14 protein-coding genes are annotated in these 17,573 nt (G+C 43.5%); 5 read left to right on the top strand and 9 right to left on the bottom strand.

The genetic code is table 11. The annotated features are described in order from the left end of the window. The first annotated feature begins 661 nt into the window (after window positions 1-661). Window positions 662-1,594 (top strand): Rpn family recombination-promoting nuclease/putative transposase, encoded by a 933-nt coding sequence (locus RIC07_RS32960; RefSeq protein WP_446398201.1) that lies wholly within the window; start codon window positions 662-664, stop codon window positions 1,592-1,594. A gap of 147 nt (window positions 1,595-1,741) precedes the next feature. On the opposite strand, the gene sfsA is transcribed toward RIC07_RS32960, so the two are convergent. Beyond that, window positions 1,742-2,503 carry a DNA/RNA nuclease SfsA gene (sfsA, locus tag RIC07_RS32955; protein ID WP_446398203.1) on the bottom strand — a complete coding sequence of 254 codons (762 nt, stop codon included), beginning with the start codon at window positions 2,501-2,503 and terminating at the stop codon, window positions 1,742-1,744. Window positions 2,504-2,582: 79 nt separating this feature from the next. Here sfsA and RIC07_RS32950 point away from each other — a divergent pair, with 79 nt between their 5' ends. From RIC07_RS32950 to RIC07_RS32940, 3 genes are all read left to right on the top strand, one after another. Further along, complete coding sequence (locus tag RIC07_RS32950; RefSeq protein ID WP_006100453.1) at window positions 2,583-2,723, top strand: hypothetical protein; 141 nt, start codon at window positions 2,583-2,585, stop codon at window positions 2,721-2,723. 376 nt (window positions 2,724-3,099) lie between these two features. Beyond that, window positions 3,100-3,366 carry a hypothetical protein gene (locus RIC07_RS32945; RefSeq protein WP_446398200.1) on the top strand — a complete coding sequence of 89 codons (267 nt, stop codon included), beginning with the start codon at window positions 3,100-3,102 and terminating at the stop codon, window positions 3,364-3,366. Window positions 3,367-3,512: 146 nt separating this feature from the next. Beyond that, window positions 3,513-4,925 carry an aminopeptidase P family protein gene (locus RIC07_RS32940; RefSeq protein ID WP_446398202.1) on the top strand — a complete coding sequence of 471 codons (1,413 nt, stop codon included), beginning with the start codon at window positions 3,513-3,515 and terminating at the stop codon, window positions 4,923-4,925. 260 nt (window positions 4,926-5,185) lie between these two features. On the opposite strand, the gene RIC07_RS32935 is transcribed toward RIC07_RS32940, so the two are convergent. Then, on the bottom strand, window positions 5,186-5,674 hold the full coding sequence (locus tag RIC07_RS32935; protein WP_446398199.1) for a hypothetical protein: 489 nt from the start codon (window positions 5,672-5,674) through the stop codon (window positions 5,186-5,188). A 30-nt stretch (window positions 5,675-5,704) separates the two neighbouring features. Here RIC07_RS32935 and RIC07_RS32930 point away from each other — a divergent pair, with 30 nt between their 5' ends. Further along, complete coding sequence (locus RIC07_RS32930) at window positions 5,705-6,931, top strand: methionine gamma-lyase family protein (RefSeq protein ID WP_446398198.1); 1,227 nt, start codon at window positions 5,705-5,707, stop codon at window positions 6,929-6,931. Window positions 6,932-7,115: 184 nt separating this feature from the next. On the opposite strand, the gene RIC07_RS32925 is transcribed toward RIC07_RS32930, so the two are convergent. From RIC07_RS32925 to RIC07_RS32895, 7 genes are all read right to left on the bottom strand, one after another. Continuing rightward, the gene (locus RIC07_RS32925) at window positions 7,116-8,738 is read right to left on the bottom strand and encodes an ABC transporter permease (protein WP_446398197.1); all 1,623 of its coding nucleotides are present in this window, start codon (window positions 8,736-8,738) and stop codon (window positions 7,116-7,118) included. Window positions 8,739-8,809: 71 nt separating this feature from the next. After that, entirely contained in the window at window positions 8,810-10,393 is a 1,584-nt protein-coding gene (locus RIC07_RS32920) for a hypothetical protein (RefSeq protein ID WP_446398196.1), read from the bottom strand. A gap of 187 nt (window positions 10,394-10,580) precedes the next feature. After that, window positions 10,581-12,452, bottom strand: a complete 1,872-nt coding sequence (locus RIC07_RS32915; RefSeq protein ID WP_446398195.1) for an ABC transporter permease — start codon at window positions 12,450-12,452, stop codon at window positions 10,581-10,583. A gap of 150 nt (window positions 12,453-12,602) precedes the next feature. Continuing rightward, complete coding sequence (locus RIC07_RS32910; protein WP_446398194.1) at window positions 12,603-13,589, bottom strand: ABC transporter ATP-binding protein; 987 nt, start codon at window positions 13,587-13,589, stop codon at window positions 12,603-12,605. Window positions 13,590-13,768: 179 nt separating this feature from the next. Continuing rightward, window positions 13,769-14,536 carry a PAS domain S-box protein gene (locus tag RIC07_RS32905; protein ID WP_446398193.1) on the bottom strand — a complete coding sequence of 256 codons (768 nt, stop codon included), beginning with the start codon at window positions 14,534-14,536 and terminating at the stop codon, window positions 13,769-13,771. Window positions 14,537-14,807: 271 nt separating this feature from the next. Continuing rightward, a complete protein-coding gene (locus tag RIC07_RS32900; protein ID WP_446398192.1) occupies window positions 14,808-16,775 on the bottom strand; it encodes an adenylate/guanylate cyclase domain-containing protein in 1,968 nt (655 codons plus the stop codon). Window positions 16,776-16,972: 197 nt separating this feature from the next. Next, on the bottom strand, window positions 16,973-17,503 hold the full coding sequence (locus RIC07_RS32895) for a Rab family GTPase (protein ID WP_446398191.1): 531 nt from the start codon (window positions 17,501-17,503) through the stop codon (window positions 16,973-16,975). Window positions 17,504-17,573: the final 70 nt, after the last annotated feature.

Genomic DNA, 17,573 nt, shown 5'->3' with positions numbered 1-17,573 from the left:
TGTGCAGACGATCTACCGGGGATTGGTGAAAGCCAATCTAGGCAAGTGTTGAAATCCCGTAAGGGAGTAACCAGGAAATCCTCAAAGTGATTTGGGGAAGCCTGCACCATAATCTTTGATTTGGTGCGGGAGGATGTCACTACAGATGTCTTGGCTCATGCGTGATCAGGTCACATTACCGTTGAAGCCAATTAGGACGAAAAAGTTCATGCTTAGAGTCCATAGTTAACATTCTCCAGTGTCGCCCTACCTTGAGGAAACGAGAAGGAAGTGTATCAGCAAGGCTTAGAGGACGCTGCCAGTATTGTCTAATATCATTTTAGTAGAGCAATAAACTATTGCCGCTAGGAGGAATTTCACCGAACAATCTATCCCCAAGTGGTCGAGTCGTTATGGCTCGTCCTGTCTAGGTGAATTTACAGTAGTATTGACGGGACTTCCTCATTCGCGATCGCGGACGGAGACAAACCTAGCAATATCTCTGTCCACTTCAGGGAGCAGGCTAGTCTCAATGATGAGCAATAGATAGACTCGTTCCTAAAACACCCGTCGGTGTAATTGAAACCGTCTGCTGGAGAAACGTACCAGGCTACGTCTTTACAAAAAGGCAAAATATGTTAAATTCAATCTCATCTTTTAACTTTATTGATGAATCATAATCATGATATTTATTAGCCCCAAAACTGACTTTGCTTTTAAGAAAATATTTGGAGCGAACGACAGTAAAGACATCTTGATTAGCTTTTTAAATGCCCTAATTTATAATGCCAATCCGGTGATTCAGGATTTAGAAATTATTGACCCGTACAATCCTGGGGATGTTGTCGATTTAAAAGATAGTTATCTGGATGTCAGAGCTGTATTGGATAACGGCTCAACGGTGTTAATCGAAATGCAGGTGCTGAACGTGGCATCCTTTGAAAAGCGCGTTATTTATAACCTGACAAAAACCTATGCTAATCAATTAAAATATGGAGAAGGATACTCCCATCTTAAACCCGCGATCGCCTTAACGATAACGGATTTCCAGATGTTTAACCAGACTCAGCGGTTCCTGACTCGTTTTGGCTTAAAGGAAAAACAGGAATTATTTGACTATACCGATCCGGAAATCGAACTAATTTTTGTGGAATTACCCAAATTCACGAAAACGATTGAGGAGTTAGACACTTTAACCGATAAATGGATTTACTTTATTAAAGACGCTCCCAGCTTGGAAGTCATTCCACCCACGTTTAGACAGGTGTCCGAACTCGAGAAAGCCATGAATATTGCTAACCAAGCGAATTTAAGTGTAGAGGAATTAGAAAAATTACGTAAGCGAGAGGTATTCCTTGAAGATCAACGGGGATTTATTGTTAAGGCAAAGCAGGAGGGACGAGTAGAAGGACGAGTAGAAGGACGAGTAGAAGAAGGAATCCGATGGACATTACGTTTGCTGGAGCGTCAGTTTGGGTCAATTCCGCCAGCAATCATTAATCAGCTTCAAAACTTGTCTGTTGAAGAATTAGAAGGTCTAGGTGATGCTATTTTAGATTTTAACGATTTAGAGGAATTATCGGCTTGGTTACAAGAAAATACAAAGGGCAGGTAATAATAGCAGTCTACCGATCCAGAAATCTAGAAAGCCATGAATATTGCTAACTGCTCATTTATCAGGATTATTGGGATTATCGCGGTTGTAGGGGCGAGTCGCTGCATATCGTAGGCGGCGTGAGAATTAAAGGAACTCGACTCGCCCTCATCTGATGGATGCGGTGTCATAATCAACTTGAAACTCGGCTAACCCCAAATAACGAATCCCTTGGGGAGTAGTCTCAAAACGACAGGGTAACACCTCAAGCCCCTGGAGAACCGCTTCTCGCAAAAGTTTGCCATAAACGGGGTCAGTACTATCACCCGGACTAAAGCGATCGCAGTCCCCCCGATTGATAAAATAAAGCATGATCGCCTTAGCTTGGGGCAATAACTGCTGGAGTTCTTGCAGGTGCTTTTGTCCCCGTGTGGTTACGGTGTCGGGAAATAAGGCTAAGGTTCCCTGCGCCCAAGTCGTATTTTTCACTTCCAAATAGATGGGAGGCGCGTCATTCTCTCCCGTCAGTAAAAAATCGACCCGACTTTTCCGATTTGCGCCATAAACCACTTCGGGGCGAACTTGGCTGTAGCGATTGTCTAATTCCGGAATCAGCCTTTGTTCCAGGATGATCTTCATCACCCGATTGGGTAGTGCGGTATTAATCCCCACCCAAGTCGGTTGGGTGTCATTGACTTGGATCATCTCCCAGGTGTAGGCTAATTTGCGCTTGGGATTATCACTGCGGGATACCTGAACTAAACTTCCAGGAGTGGAAACGCCTGTCATTGGACCCGTATTCGGACAGTGGGCGACAATGGTTTCCCCTGATGTAAGCTGAATATCGGCAAAAAACCGCTTGTAGCGTCTGAGTAATGTCCCCGTCTCTAGGGTTGGGTAGCTGTAAATCCAATCGGAGCGATCGTCCATTAATTTTTGGGAACTGTTCACATTACTTAACGAATATATTAGAATAACTTAACATACAGTAACATTCAATGGACTCAACATGGCTAACTCAGACCAACGGAAACAGCGAATCATGGAACACATCAAACGCTCGATCACCATTCCTCAGCGAGGCTTTTCGATGAATTCCGATTCTAAAAAACAACAGATTATGGATCATATCAAAATGACACGAGGTTAGGGTCAATTGTGATCGATTGAAATCAGCCAGTCTGTCAGGGATAGTTCCGCTTCCCATTCTCCCCTGCGAAAGTCTCCCCTCCGAAAGAGAAGAGGTTACAAGTAAGTTAGGTACACAGACAGATCCCCGACTTCTCCAAGCAGTCGGGGATCTTGCTTGAGGCTGTACCTCATCGACCTGAAATCTGCTGTAAATATGTGGCAGTATAAGTCTTGAACAGAGCTAAATGCACTCAATTAATTATGCTTTGATTCAAATATATTTTTCGGTTTTAAAATAAAAATAAGTCAACCCAAACACAAGATATTAACGAAACTTTTTGAGTCGCTTGAGCGTCCCTTAAAACTAAATGGATGACTAAATTAAAGGCTTACTCATGTTTTCAGGAAAACCCAAAACGAGAAAACCCCTTTGGACGTCTCTCGCCTCATTGAGCTTACTGCTGATGATGGGTAGTTTAACGATGACCTCCTGCGGACTGGTAAAACCCATCAGTGAATCCACGCCACAAAATGAAAATCAGGCAACTGAGAACGATTCAGTCATAGATGCTGATCAAGACGCCACTGAAGAAAAAACGGAGGCAGAAAAACGGTATGAAGCGGAAGGGATAGACACCACGGCTGATGATGATCCTGAATAATCTCAGATGCGAATTTTCCTTATATACACCAACAGTTTTGACTCATAGAATAAAAAAGTAGCAGGCTCTCACCTCCAAGTTACAGGTTGGACTTCTAAGATATAACAGTTTTGTTATCATACAGTGATGGGTTAACACAACTGTTAATGGAGAGCCAGCAAAACTACGATAGCCTAGCCACAACCCTGCGCGATCGCCGAGTTCGTCTCGCCCAGCTTATTGATTTTCCGGTCATTCTCTGGGCGGGACAATCTTGTCCGCGCAACTTTCCGGCAAATCCGTTTCCATTTCGCGCCAGTAGTCATTTTCTCTACTTTGCGGGTTTACCGTTAGAAGGTGCTGCTATTTATCTCAAAGATGGCAGGTTGGAACTGTTTCTGGATGAACCCTCGCCAGCCAGTACCCTTTGGCATGGCGAAATGCCCAAACGAGAGGAAATTGCTGAAAAAATTGGTGCTGATGCGGCGTTTCCCTTCTCAGACTTAGCCTCGCGGACAACCAATGCTGCGACTGTTGCGGTGCAAGATAGGGCGACGTATCAGCAGCAAGAACAACTGTTAAATCGATGCGTCGCCCCAGCTAACGCCCCCGAAGGAATTGACCGAGACTTAGCTAAAGCGATTGTATCCTTGCGACTGTGCCACGATGCGGAGGCATTATCTGAGTTACGTAAAGCCGCCGCCGTGACAGTAGCTGCCCATAAAGCGGGAATGCAGGCAATCGGGGGTAGAGATGTGGCAACAGAATGCCTCTACGAAGCCACAATCCGGGGGGCGATGGAAGGGGTGATTCTTGCCCACAACATGAGTTGTGCTTATGGCAGTATTGTCACGGTTCACGGCGAAGTGTTGCACAATGAACAGTATCACCACGCTTTACAATCTGGAGATTTACTGTTGGCGGATGTGGGGGCAGAAACGGAGAGGGGATGGGCAGCCGATGTGACTCGTACCTTCCCTGTAACTGGAAGCTTTTCTTCGACGCAGCGCGATATTTACGATACTGTTTTAGCCGCCCATAACGCTTGTATTGAGAAAATTCATCCCGGTGTCGAATATCGCGACATTCATCTGTTAGCCGCCGCCACCCTGACTCAAGGATTAGTGGATTTGGGGATTCTGCGGGGACAGGTATCGGATTTAGTGGAACGAGATGCTCATGCTTTATTCTTTCCCCATGGTGTTGGGCATTTGCTGGGCTTAGATGTGCATGATATGGAAGATTTAGGGGATTTAGCCGGATATGCAGAGGGGCGAGTCAGGAGCGATCGCTTTGGCTTAGGTTTTCTGCGATTGGATCGACCCTTGCAATCGGGAATGCTAGTAACGATTGAACCTGGATTCTATCAAGTTCCAGCTATTTTAAATGATCCAGAACGACGCGCCAAGTATCAAGATGTGGTTGACTGGAATCGTTTGGCTGAGTTTGCTGATGTGCGTGGGATTCGGATTGAGAATGATGTTTTAGTCACTCCGGAGGGTAGTGAAGTCCTCACCGCCGCTTTACCAACTGAGGCAGAGGCGATTGAACAATTGGTGTCAATAGGTGGGAGAAATTAAAGTTAATGGTGGGGATCGTCATTGGTCATTGGTCATTGGTCATTTGTCATTTATCATAAGCTGTTCGGCATTTAAACCTTAATGTCAATAATGGTGAAATCCTTGCCGTAGTAGTGCGAGCATCTTGCTCGCTAATATCTGACTTAAGCTCTTGCTCCCCTCTCCCCGGCGTGGGAGAGGGGCTGGGGGAGAGGGGTTAAGCTTAAGTTGACACCAATGCCCTATTGCCTCTCCCCACCACAAGACTTATTCAGTAGCCCCTAATTACTTTGGATAACAATTGTCCCTGAATTACTATCGACTATTTTCTCCGCTCCTGAATCAAAAACTTGAATCAAGGATAAGTCTGTATCAACCGTTCCTTTTAAATAAATATCTCCGGGTAACTCACCGCCAATATCAATTGAACCAATAATGTCTTGAGTCATCGTATTAAAGTTAAACTGAAAATACTTGCCCGTTGATACACCATCGTTAATAGTATTATATGTTTTAATCGGATGATTCGATGGATCAGCAAAAGAAACGGTCAAGCTTTCTAAGGCTTGAGTTGTACCCACTCCTTTTTCTGATAGTATAGCAGGAGCCGTTTTTTCATCATAATTGAATGTTCCTGTTGCCAAATAGCCCTGATTGCCTTGCCAAGTAAAATTAACCGTCATTGCTTCAGCCGCCGGAGCGATGCTAGTTAGGAGGAGGCTTAAGGCTAAACTGGTTACGATAACCAGTTGGACAAAAATACGTTGCATTTTATGAATTCGATCTAAAAAAACAATTCTATGGTAATCAACAGTTCAGAACAGCTTCAAGACGCTGTTAAAGCACTCCGCCCAATTTTTGAAGATATTGACATCAACGTCAAGCAAAATCTGAAAAAAGTTCTGACGGCTTTTCGTAATTATCGCGTTGGGGTACATCACTTTGCTGGGGTAAGTGGTTATGGACATGACGATTTAGGTCGGCAAACCTTAGACCAAGTATTTGCAGAAGTTATGGGTGCTGAAGCAGCAGCCGTGCGAGTTCAATTGGTTTCTGGAACTCATGCGATCGCCTGTTGCTTGTTTGGGGTGTTGCGTCCCGGTGACGAGATGATATCTGTGGTGGGTGCGCCTTACGATACCTTGGAAGAAGTGATTGGTGTTCGAGGTCAAGGTCAAGGATCATTACAGGAGTTTGGCATTGATTATCGTCAGTTAGAATTAACGGCTGATGGAACCATTGATTGGCAGGCATTAAAAACAGCAATTGGACAACGGACGCGCCTCGTCTTAATTCAGCGATCGTGTGGTTATTCTTGGCGTCCTAGTCTTTCTATAACAGACATCGAAAAAATTGTCCAATGCGTTAAACAGCAAAATCTGAATACAATTTGTTTTGTCGATAACTGTTACGGCGAGTTTATTGAAGACAAAGAACCTCCAGCGGTTGGTGCGGATTTAGTGGCGGGATCGTTGATTAAAAATCCGGGTGGCACAATTGTCACTGCTGGGGGATATATTGCTGGAAAAGCCGAGTTAGTCGAAGCCGCAACCTGTCGATTAACTGCCCCCGGAATTGGTAGTTCAGGTGGGGCAACATTTGAACAGAATCGGTTATTATTTCAAGGACTTTTTCTCGCCCCGCAAATGGTGGGAGAGGCAATTAAGGGAACGCATTTAACCGCTTATATCTTTGATCAGTTAGGCTATCCGGTCAATCCTCAACCCATGGCATCTCGCCGGGATGTTATTCAGGCAATTCAGTTAGGTTCACCGGAGAAATTAATCGCCTTTTGTCGGGCAATTCAGCAATATTCTCCCATTGGTTCCTATCTCGATCCTGTACCCGCCCAAATGCCGGGATATGAGAGTCAGTTAGTCATGGCGGGAGGCACATTTATTGATGGGAGTACCTCGGAGTTTTCTGCTGATGGACCGCTGCGAGATCCTTATATCGTATTTTGTCAAGGGGGAACCCATTGGACTCATGTCGCGATCGCACTCGAAGCCGCGATAGAAGCAATATAGAGTGGGGGAATTCATTCCATCTAGAAACCGTAGGGGCGCAAAGACTTGCGCCCGATTCAATCGTCACATCTAATCCACAATTTTAGCTGTGTCAATCCAGTCGTGGCGTGGCACACCTTATTTGATGAATTAGAAATACATTCAGAAATTGTAGGGGCGCATGGCGTGCGCCCAATCCAGTCGGTCAATTCGACAAAGGTAAACGCCCTGCTAAAAGTGCTTTCGTGGCAGATTCTCCAGCTAGGCGCAACTGTCGCCTTAACTGCCAATTTAACCCACCCAAGATAATCACTTGAATCAGAAAAGCTTGCAACACCAATCCCACGGATGCATGGCGCATCACATAATCCCAAGGAAATGCTGTAAACAGCCATAACCCGCCCCAGTTTGTTCCGGGAACAATCGATAATACACTCAATAGAGTTGGTGGTAAAACAATCGCCGCGACAAGTATCCCAGTTGCCCAGATTCCCCGCTTAGGCGTTTTCATCAACAGCATTAGCTGTGCGATCGCGCTATAGATTAACATCATACTCAGGCTGAGAATTAGGCTGGCAAAAGCTTGCAGTTTCATGTCAATATCCACTGACTCCAGCAAAATCCAACCGATTAACGGGAGTGCCACAATCATACAATTCATCGCAATCGCCAATAAAGCGGGACTCTTTTCACCCCAGAGTAAATCTGCCATCAACGAAGACTTCACAGTGGAACGATTTTGATGTCGATAACGCGCCCAATCCTGTAATGCTTGACGCTGAGGAGATAAGGCAGCTATTAACCCCAAAAACAGTACCAGATTTAATCCCAGTACGATGTAGAAGTTATCGGGAAACTGCGGTGAATATCTTGAACTCGGATGTTGCAGGGCAAAACCTAGGGTAAATGTTATCCAGCAAGCCGTGAATAAATAACTGTGGCGTTTACTCAGTAGCGTTGTACCCGGATTCCGAAACTGTCGGTTAAAGGCTTGTCCAATCCAGTAGGTCCATAAACCATAGTTAAGCAGTGCCAAGACAACAATGCTAAACCCCATCATTCCTAATGGCAGGTTAAAAAATTGCCACGCTTGAATTTTTCCCAAGTTAAAGGGGAAACCTGTATAATGTGAATTGGTTTTATCGACAATATAAGGGAATAACACTGATGGAGAAAACAGACTTAACCAATCGAAAGAACTGTTGTTAATGGGTTTAACATTCGCCATCACCAAAAATGTAAAAACTGCCCCACTGCCTAACCAAGCTTGGAACCCACTAAACCAGGAACCAAATAAGCCAAATAAAAGTGCCGCACTGAAGAAAAAACCACTACTGGCGATGAGAATTACCCAGAAACTGATAATTTCTGCCAGGGGAATTTTGCCAGATAAACCCGACCACAGATGGAAGGGTACAGCGATCGCAATGGCTAGATAGAGGAGAATGGGAACTCCCAAGAGTTTACCCAGCCAAAACTGCGCCGTTGACTGAGGGCTGAGTCGGATGAAATTCAATGTACCGCGTCGTTCTTCATGACCCAGGTTAGCAATTAGCATGTAACTACCAATAACTAAGAGGGCAAAGAAAACAACCAAACTGAGGGATATGAACATGTCGCGATAGTGATCTTGCCACCAAAGCTGTATATCCAGTTCACTCAGGTGGCGACGAGGATGATCGCCTGACCAAGAAAAGAATAGCAGGAATTGACCCACTAAGGATATAATCAGTGCGATCGCGACATTCCGTCCCTTAAGACGACCTTTCACTTCCCGCAATAGCTGCGGGTTCCATTCGCCAATGCGATCGATCCAAGTTAGTCGCATAATTGAGAATCTCCTAATTGAAACATAAAGAATAATCTTTGTCGTGTTAACCCAAACTGGTTGGTGAAACTTCAGCGCACTTTCGATACATTAGGCAAAGCATTAGGATTGGCAAATAGCGGTTTTGATGCCGATTCGCCGATACGTTTTAACTGACGAGTTAATTGCACAATTAATCCTGCCATTATTGCCCATTGACCCAATACACTAAATAAGACGGTGAAGGCGGATGTCTGTTCTAAAATGATCCAAGGCGCACCAAATACTGACACAAGCCATAATCCTGGCAATTGTACTCCTGAAGTGAATTCCGCTTGTATGACAGATAAAATAAATAGAGGGACAAAAATAGTCATACTCAAGGTACTTCCTGCCCAAATCCACGGTTTTTTGCGTCGGATTATCAGCATCAATTGAATGAGAATGGCGTAAAATCCAATTAAATTAGCACACAGTAATAATCCCGCGATCGCTTTCACTTTATCATCGACGGCGACGGGAAACCGCAGTAACCATGGGAACCAGACAATTGCCGTAATCCCTAAATTCAACGCGATCGCGACAGATGAGGGACTCTTTTCACCCCAAAGCCACTCCCGCCATGACATCTGCACATTTTTAACCGTTGAATTCTGACGTTGGAATTGCCCGTACCTTGACCAATCTAACAAACTTTGTCGTTGCGGCGAAATTGCAAAACTAACCGCTAATAAGACAACCAAGCTAAACAGAGAAATTCCAAACAGACAGCCAAATAGTGCATCTTGGCTAGTTAAAAACTGGCGGGGAAGTGACCAAAATAATCCCAATAGCCAAATTTGAACACTTCCTACTAACGAATAACTCTGTTGTTTACTTAATAGGGTTCCATTGGGATTGCGGAACATACGATTAGTTGCTTGCCAAACCCAGTAGGCGCTAACGCTAATAGTGATTAGCATCCACAACGTTAGCTGTAAAGGCGCTTCACCCAAATTCCAAAGAAACCAAGACCAATTTCCTAAATCCCTGTATGTCAAGGTTTGCCAATCAAAATGCCAATCCAGTACCCCAATAAACAAACTTCCTAACCACGCCCCGATTAGACTAGCTGCTAACCCTTGATAAGACGCTTTAGTTAAGGACGCATTGAGTAATCCTAAACCATAGAACAATCCACAAGTGACCAGGATTAAAGCATAAAAACTGATAATCCAAGCCAAGGGAACACCCGCAACAATTCCTGAGATCCAATGTAGAGGAATAGCCAAACTTAATCCCAGGTAAACTAATATCGGCACACCCAGCATTTTCCCCCACAAAATACGCTGACTAGATTGGGGAGTGAGGCGAATAAAATTGAGCGTACCGCGCCGATGTTCTTGCATCCAATCCGAAACCAGCAAGTAGACGCCGATGGAAAATAAAGACAGAGGCAAAATCCAATTGAGTGTTCTGAAAATCATCAGCCAGTCCAATTCCCAGACGAATTCGACACAGCGATTATTAACATAACTCGTACAGTTTTGGCTAGAAAACGATAACAAAATTGACGCTTGAATCATTAAAGACGTTGCCACAACCAGGCATCCATTGCGGAGTTGCAACCGTCCTCGAAGTTCTCGCATCAACTGGGGATTCCAATCACCCAGTCGGTTTATCAGTGTATAAAACATAGAGAATATCTCCAAATTAACTGTTCGTTCGTAGTTGCGCTTTAGCGCCTAAAACCTTGAGTCCTAACCACAAACACTGAACTCATACTCTCAAGTTTAACGGGTCTTTTATCAGTTTGTAGTCAGCGATGCGAACGCTTATGGCACTAAAGTGCCTACTACGAACGAAATTTACCTTAAGTTTCATCTAATGACGACTTGAGGAATGTCCCGCTAATAAAGCTTGAGTCGCTGACTCACCTGCTTTGCGTAATTGCCGTGTTAGCTGAAACGTTAAGAGTCCCCAGAGTAGGAATTCGCTAAGGATAGCAAAAGCCATCATTGAGGTAGCCGCATATTCAATTCCTGCCCAAGGAAATGAGGAAAATAGCCATGGAATAGGATTGTCGTGAGTCTCAATTCCCAATACTAACAGCATAATTGGTGGCAAGCTAAGAACAGCCCCAATAGTACCCGTTGCCCACAGCGCCCGCTTAGACGTTTTCATCATTAATATTAGCTGCCCTAGGGTGGCACAAATTAGCGTAATGCAGATGAAGAAAGCGACGGCTAACAAGGCTTTGAGTTTGTCGAATCCTGGCTCATTCCACAATGCAATCCAAACCCAAAAAGGTGTTGTGGCAATCGCTAAATTAATCCCAATGGCAACGATAGCTGGACTCTTTTCTCCCCAAATTAAATCCTGAACGATTCTCCACTTTTTGCGAATTGTTCCTTGTTGCTGACGATAACGCGCCCAATCCTGTAGGACTTGGCGGTGAGAGGAAAGTGCTGCAATTAAACCCAGGAATAGCGCAACATTGAAACAGAAAATGATCCACAGATTATCAACGAGTGAATAAGATATATAGATGTCCTGCTTTTCTTGCACAGCAAATCCTAACAGTAAGATTTCCACACAAGCAACTAGCCAATAACTTTGTCGTTTGCTTAGGACAGCCGTATTGGGATTTTGAAAGCGTCGCTTCAGGGCTTGCCAAATCCAACCTGTCCATAAAGCATAATTCAATAGGACAAAACTGACGATACCTAATCCAGTCAACCCCACAGGTATATGGAACCATTGCAGGCTTTCTATTGGCGTACTATAGCCAATAAAGTCAGGGCTATAATGTTCTGTTTGATTGTAAAGATAGGGCAGAATGACATCAGGAGAAAATAGTTTCACCCAATCCAATGGAGTTTGAGTTATCCAAGTCCACCGATTGAATGCTATCAGCAGAAATAGGAATACAGCGCCACCTCCTAACCAGGATTGGAATCCATTTAACCAAGAACTCATTAACCCAAACAGCAGTGCAGCACTGTAGAAGAAGGTACAACCTGCGATTAAAACAGCATAGAAACTGAAAATCTCTCCCAGGGGAATTTGGGCAGATAAGCCTAACCACAAATGCAAGGGGATAAGCAAAACTGCTGCTATATAGAGTAAGATAGGAACGCCTAATACTTTTCCCAATAAAATACTCTGAGCCGATTGGGGACTAACGCGAATAAAATTAAGTGTACCGCGACGTTCCTCTCCGGCTAAGTCAGCGATGAGCATATATGTCCCTACAATTAGCAGGATGAACAGGGCAATTACACTCAGCCACGCAAACATTTGTCCATGTTGATAGTGCCACCACAGCGGAATATCAATGGCACCCTTTGGACATTCGTAACTTGTACCCATTTCTTGTAGATGGGTGATTTTTGCCTTAACGTCCGCTATACTGCCTTTGAGTTGATTAATTTTGTCCAGATCAAAGGATTCTGCACTGCTATAGCGAAAGAATTGGTCTTGAAGTGAGCGATACTGTTCCTGTAGTTGGGACAGTTTGGCTTGATTGGCTAGGTAAGTATCGGGAAGTTTACAGAATATTTCCTTACGGTCAACGTAGTAGTCAGGATCACTCAAGCGAGTTAATTGATTTAATCCATAGAGGAACATCGCTAAATAGCCAAGTACCGATGCGCCAAGTGCGATCGCGAGATTCCGCCCTTTCAATCTTCCCTTCAATTCCCGCAAGAGTTGCGGGTTCCAGTCTCCTAGTCTGTCTATTCCTTTAAGTACCATGAAAACAGTCTCCTAAATTGGTCATTTGTCCTTAGTAATTTGTCATTTGTTATTCGTGAAAAAACCTTAGTCGGGGCGGGTTTAGTGACATCGGGGTGATGTCAAAAACGATAATAGTAAAACCCGCCCCTACACATAATTCAAAACGTTCTAAGAGACTTGTTGGTGTCCTAGCTTTAAGAATATAGTTTCTAAGTCCTCTTGGGTACAGTGAAACTCGGTTAACGGAATTCCCGCTTCAACTAGCGATCGCAACAACATCGCACTCTCTTCTGGATTCCCAGTAAAATCAACCCGTATCTGGTTTTTTCCCGAAATCGGTTCGATTTCTTGCACTAACGGATAATTTTTCAGTTCAGCCGTCAATGCGTCCATATCTCCTAAACTGGAGAGAATAATCTTCTGACGGCTAAGGCGGCGATACAGTTCAGCTAAAGGCGCACTTTCCACCAAATAGCCGAGTTCCATAATCCCCACTGAGGTACAGAGTTCGGCTAAGTCACTCAAGACATGGGACGAAATCAGAATCGTCATCCCCGCTTCTTGTAACGTTTTGATAATTTCCCGAAACTGCATCCGGGCGATGGGATCTAATCCGGAAACGGGTTCATCCAGTAACAGCAGAATCGGTTCGTGAATAATCGTTCTCGCCAAACTCAGGCGCTGTTTCATTCCCCGCGACAGGGTAGCAATTAAGCTTTTGCGCTTACTGGTAAGCTGTACCAGTTCCAACACTTCCCGCAGGCGTCGAGTACGCCGGGGTTCTCGCAGGCGATAGAGTCGGGAAAAATAGTCCAGATAATCCCAAACTGTTAAATCTTCGTAAACCGGGAAATCATCGGGGAGATAACCAATGCGCTGCTTGAGTTTGGGGTTGCTTTGATCCCGCAAAAAGCGATCGCCATTAATATAAATTTCACCCGTCGTCGGTTCCTCGGCGGCGGCTAACATGCGAATTAGCGTCGTTTTCCCTGCGCCATTGGGACCAATCAATCCATAGACTTCACCAGGGGCGACTTGTAAATCGATATCATTGACGGCGATATGTCGGTCAAATTGCTTTGTCAATCCATGGGTAGAAATGGCTAAGTCTTGACTTAGGGGGGGTGGGGATGGGAAAAATGTTCCTGCTTCCATAGTTGATGCTGATGGGATCTAATGTCCGCCAGTTTAACCTCTTTAAAGCCAAGGTATCTCTCATCCGGTGACACTTATGCAGTTTGGGCGGGGGATTGGGGAACAGGGAACAGGGAACAGGGAACAGGGAATAGGGAACAGTAAGAATTTGAGGTTTCTTAATATTTCTTAAATTTACTTCATCGATTGATATCACGCCCAATATAAATAATATCTTGTTCGTCTTCTAATTCGCTCTCAATCCTAGAACAGGAAAATGCCACGAGAATCTTGTCTCCTGTCTTAGTCTGACAAACCACTTTAGTTGTGTTGATGCCATTGCAATAAGATCCATTTTTCTGTGCCACTAAATTTTCAACCTGAGACTCATCAATAATTAAAGATAAAGATTTGCCGATTAACTCAGAATTGTTATAACCGAATAAGAAATTAGCCGCTTTATTGACAATTTTTATAACAGATGACGAATTAGTGACGAATAAAGCATCTCCTATATATTGAATAATTTTATCAAGATATTGACTTGATGCTGCCCAAGCATCTAATAATAAGGTCGTTTCATTTGAGCGTTGAACTAAGGTCTGTTCTAAATTCATCCGCTCAGTGACATCCTCACATAAAATAATTAGTTTATTGCCTGCCTGATAGTCTTCACTGTCATTAATAATATACATATCAAAATAGAGAAGATTACCTCGTCCAGAAAATCGTCCAATTCCTTTTAAATCAAAGTTTAACTGTCGCCCCTGAAGGATATCGCTTAAAATCTCTTCAATGCCTACAAGTTCCGGGAAACTCAGACGCACATCCTTACCGATACTCAAATCCTGAGGACGGTCGGCGAACTGAGCGATTTTATGGGATAGTTCTAAAATATTGAATGACTCATCGACGGCTAAGTATTCAATATGACGAGAAAATAATAATTTTTTAAACAGGGGGTGCATGGGAATTTATATGACCTAGATTAGCTAATCTCTTCAGCTTTATTTTATTCCTAATAATTTTTGACCTCAATAATTACAGCATAGAAATTATATATAGCAAGCATCGGATTTAACACTATTAATTATTCTTCATTCATTATTATCCTGCTTTTATTAATCACCGCTGTAGCTGGCTACGTCTCTACCTGATCAGCGTAGAGTTTAACCAAGCTGGAGAAAAGCAAATACCTCCTCGCTTGAATGTGTTTATTGGCTATCTAATTATAATAATTTATTTTACAGCAATAAGAAAATAGGTCGTCATCTTGCCTCTACCCTTCACGTCAATCATACCTCGTTGCTCAAACTCAAATGTATCCTTTAATTTTTCGTAGATTGCCGCTGTTACTTGGATACGTCCGGGTATACTCTGTGACTCCATGCGGCTGGCAATGTTCACGGTATCTCCCCACAAATCATAACTGAATTTTTTTAGACCAATTACGCCAGCAATTACAGGTCCGGTGTTGATGCCAATTCGCATATTAAACGCCTGTCCCGTCTGGTCACGAAATTGGGCGATCGCGGCTTGCATATCCAGTGACATTCGGGCGATCGCGTGGGCATGGTTGAGGGGCGATCGCGGCAATCCCCCCACCACCATGTACGCATCCCCAATGGTTTTAATCTTCTCCAATTGATGCTGTTCGCACAGTTCATCGAAAATCGAAAAGATTTGATTGAGTAAGTTAAGCAGCGTAATCGGAGGCATTGAGGACGACAGTTGAGTAAACCCGACAATATCAGCAAAAAGAACCGAAACTTCAGCAAAATCCTCGGCAATGATCTGAGGTTCATGTTTCAATCGATCAGCAATCGGTTCAGGTAAAATATTCAGGAGTAGCTGTTCAGATTTTTCCTGCTCTTGCCGCAATGCGGCTTCTGCTTGTTTACGCTTTATAAACTGTCCTAACTGATTACCAATTGTTGCCATAACCTGCATTAGTTCCGGATCTGGGGGTTGCACATCATAGGAATAGAAGGTGATTACACCCAAAATTTGCTCATCGTCTTGAATTGGAAAGCCAAAAGCACTGCGTAATTCAGCAATTGGCAAGATTGGGGATAGAGATTCTGAGGTGATACCGCTAATCCATTCAGGAGAACGACTCGTCCAAATTTGACCCAGTAATCCCCCCTTAGGGGATGCAATTAATGGCTGAGTTATCGACATCGATTCTGGAATCGCACGGCTAACCCAAGTATGTTCGCACCGCAACTGAGGTGTTATCCTATCTATTTCGCGATCGCCTATCACTTCTGAAATCCAAAGTTCACCCAAATCCCACACCAACGTTTCACCAATTGCAGGCAAAATTTTAGGCATCGCCTCCTCGATTGTGCCTGAATCCGATAGAATGCGGGTAATGGCATGTTGAGTCGCTATCCGCTTTTGTGTGCGCTGACGCTCCGTAATATCGCGACCAATATAAATAAAATGGGGACTACTTTCTGTTTCCATTTGAATCGCTGAACAGGAGAAAGATACCATTATTTTTTCTCCCGTTTTCTTCTGACAGACAACCTCCCAATCATTGATGAATGTTGGCTCAACACAAAGCTGCTGTTGATGTTCGGTGAGTAAGTCATCAGCTAGAGACAAAATTAGGCGAATAGAGTTGCCAATTAACTCAGATTCGTCATAGCCAAATAAAGTTTGTGCCGAACGATTAACTGTTTTAATGATTCCCGTAGGCTTCGTCACCAAGAGTGCATCTGCCATAGCTGTAATAATTTGCTCAATATACGCTTTAGATGCTGATAAGCGACTCAATAATAAACGGGTTTCATTAGTGGCTTGAACTAAGGTTTGTTCTAAAACCATCCGTTCTGTGACATCTTCTAATAAAATAATTAATTGATTGGGTTTGTCAGGGTTATACTGGTCAAAACCCAAAGGATGTTTAATTACATACAAATCCAAATACAGCGATTCGCCTGTCACTGAACACCGACTAATCCCCTTTAATTCAAAATTATTCTGTCGTTCGTCCAGAATATCAATCAAAATGGTTTCTAACCCAATGAGTTCTGGAAATCCCAGACAGATATTTTGTCCTTGGCGAACTTGATCGAAATCTTCAGCAAATCGCTTGACTCCCGGAGAAGTCTCCAGAATTTTACCGTCCCTATTGATTAATAAATATTCCCTATGGCGTGGTGCTAACAGGGATAAAAGTTTATTTAAAAAGATGCTCATATCAGCTTAGGTTTAGGCTTTCAGCTAAAGCCACATTATTCGGTGCAGATGTCTAGGGTGGCAAATCTGTGAATTTGCTCCATGTTTTCACCTTTGACAGCTTCTAGTTATTTTTCGTACTATCAACTCTAGCCTATAGTAATGTATTTCATCGTTATACATAATGCGATTTTGTCATACAGTCGATCAAATCTTCTTCATTCAACCATTTGCTGAGCTAGGGTAAAAAAAATATCGTCAACATTTTTACCCGTTTTCGCTGATGTGGGATAGACAGCAGTGATTTTATTTGGATAATTCAATTGACACTTGTCTAGCAAATCTTGCTGTTGTTTTTCCGAAAGAAGATCCGCTTTATTTAACGCAACGATACCAAATCCTTTGGGATTGACGGATAAAAACGCCTGTAAGTGATCTGAAATATGATCGATTGTGACTTGGCGACTGACATCAGCTACGATTACCGCACTGGTTGCGCCTTGTAGGTACATCGGCGTCACCGTTTTAAATTTAGTATTTCCCTCCAAATCCCAGATTAGCATTTGTACCTGGAGCGCCTTTTTTGGCGTCTTGGCTTGCACCTCAACCGTTTTTCGGGAAATCTTTACCCCCACAGTAGACAAATACTTATCACTAAACTGTCGTTCTACAAAGCGACGAATTAAGCTGGTTTTACCGACACTAAAATCACCCAGCATACATATTTTTTTAGAGATCAGAGAAGTCATCCTTGTTGTGTAACTCCAATTGATAGGGAATAGAGTATAGTATATTTAGAGTTAAGCGATATAAAATAGT

The sequence above is a fragment of the Coleofasciculus sp. E1-EBD-02 genome, assembly GCF_040218245.1.
Classification (GTDB): Bacteria; Cyanobacteriota; Cyanobacteriia; order Cyanobacteriales; family Coleofasciculaceae; genus Coleofasciculus.
This window is presented reverse-complemented; position numbering and strand designations above follow the sequence as displayed.

Coding starts and splice junctions, on each gene's coding strand:
- RIC07_RS32905 (WP_446398193.1), bottom strand. CDS start 14,536: ATGCACCCCCTGTTTAAAAAATTATTATTTTCTCGTCATATTGAATAC.
- RIC07_RS32950 (WP_006100453.1), top strand. CDS start 2,583: ATGGCTAACTCAGACCAACGGAAACAGCGAATCATGGAACACATCAAA.
- RIC07_RS32900 (WP_446398192.1), bottom strand. CDS start 16,775: ATGAGCATCTTTTTAAATAAACTTTTATCCCTGTTAGCACCACGCCAT.
- RIC07_RS32945 (WP_446398200.1), top strand. CDS start 3,100: ATGTTTTCAGGAAAACCCAAAACGAGAAAACCCCTTTGGACGTCTCTC.
- RIC07_RS32920 (WP_446398196.1), bottom strand. CDS start 10,393: ATGTTTTATACACTGATAAACCGACTGGGTGATTGGAATCCCCAGTTG.
- RIC07_RS32930 (WP_446398198.1), top strand. CDS start 5,705: ATGGTAATCAACAGTTCAGAACAGCTTCAAGACGCTGTTAAAGCACTC.
- RIC07_RS32935 (WP_446398199.1), bottom strand. CDS start 5,674: ATGCAACGTATTTTTGTCCAACTGGTTATCGTAACCAGTTTAGCCTTA.
- RIC07_RS32925 (WP_446398197.1), bottom strand. CDS start 8,738: ATGCGACTAACTTGGATCGATCGCATTGGCGAATGGAACCCGCAGCTA.
- RIC07_RS32895 (WP_446398191.1), bottom strand. CDS start 17,503: ATGACTTCTCTGATCTCTAAAAAAATATGTATGCTGGGTGATTTTAGT.
- sfsA (WP_446398203.1), bottom strand. CDS start 2,503: ATGGACGATCGCTCCGATTGGATTTACAGCTACCCAACCCTAGAGACG.
- RIC07_RS32915 (WP_446398195.1), bottom strand. CDS start 12,452: ATGGTACTTAAAGGAATAGACAGACTAGGAGACTGGAACCCGCAACTC.
- RIC07_RS32910 (WP_446398194.1), bottom strand. CDS start 13,589: ATGGAAGCAGGAACATTTTTCCCATCCCCACCCCCCCTAAGTCAAGAC.
- RIC07_RS32960 (WP_446398201.1), top strand. CDS start 662: ATGATATTTATTAGCCCCAAAACTGACTTTGCTTTTAAGAAAATATTT.
- RIC07_RS32940 (WP_446398202.1), top strand. CDS start 3,513: ATGGAGAGCCAGCAAAACTACGATAGCCTAGCCACAACCCTGCGCGAT.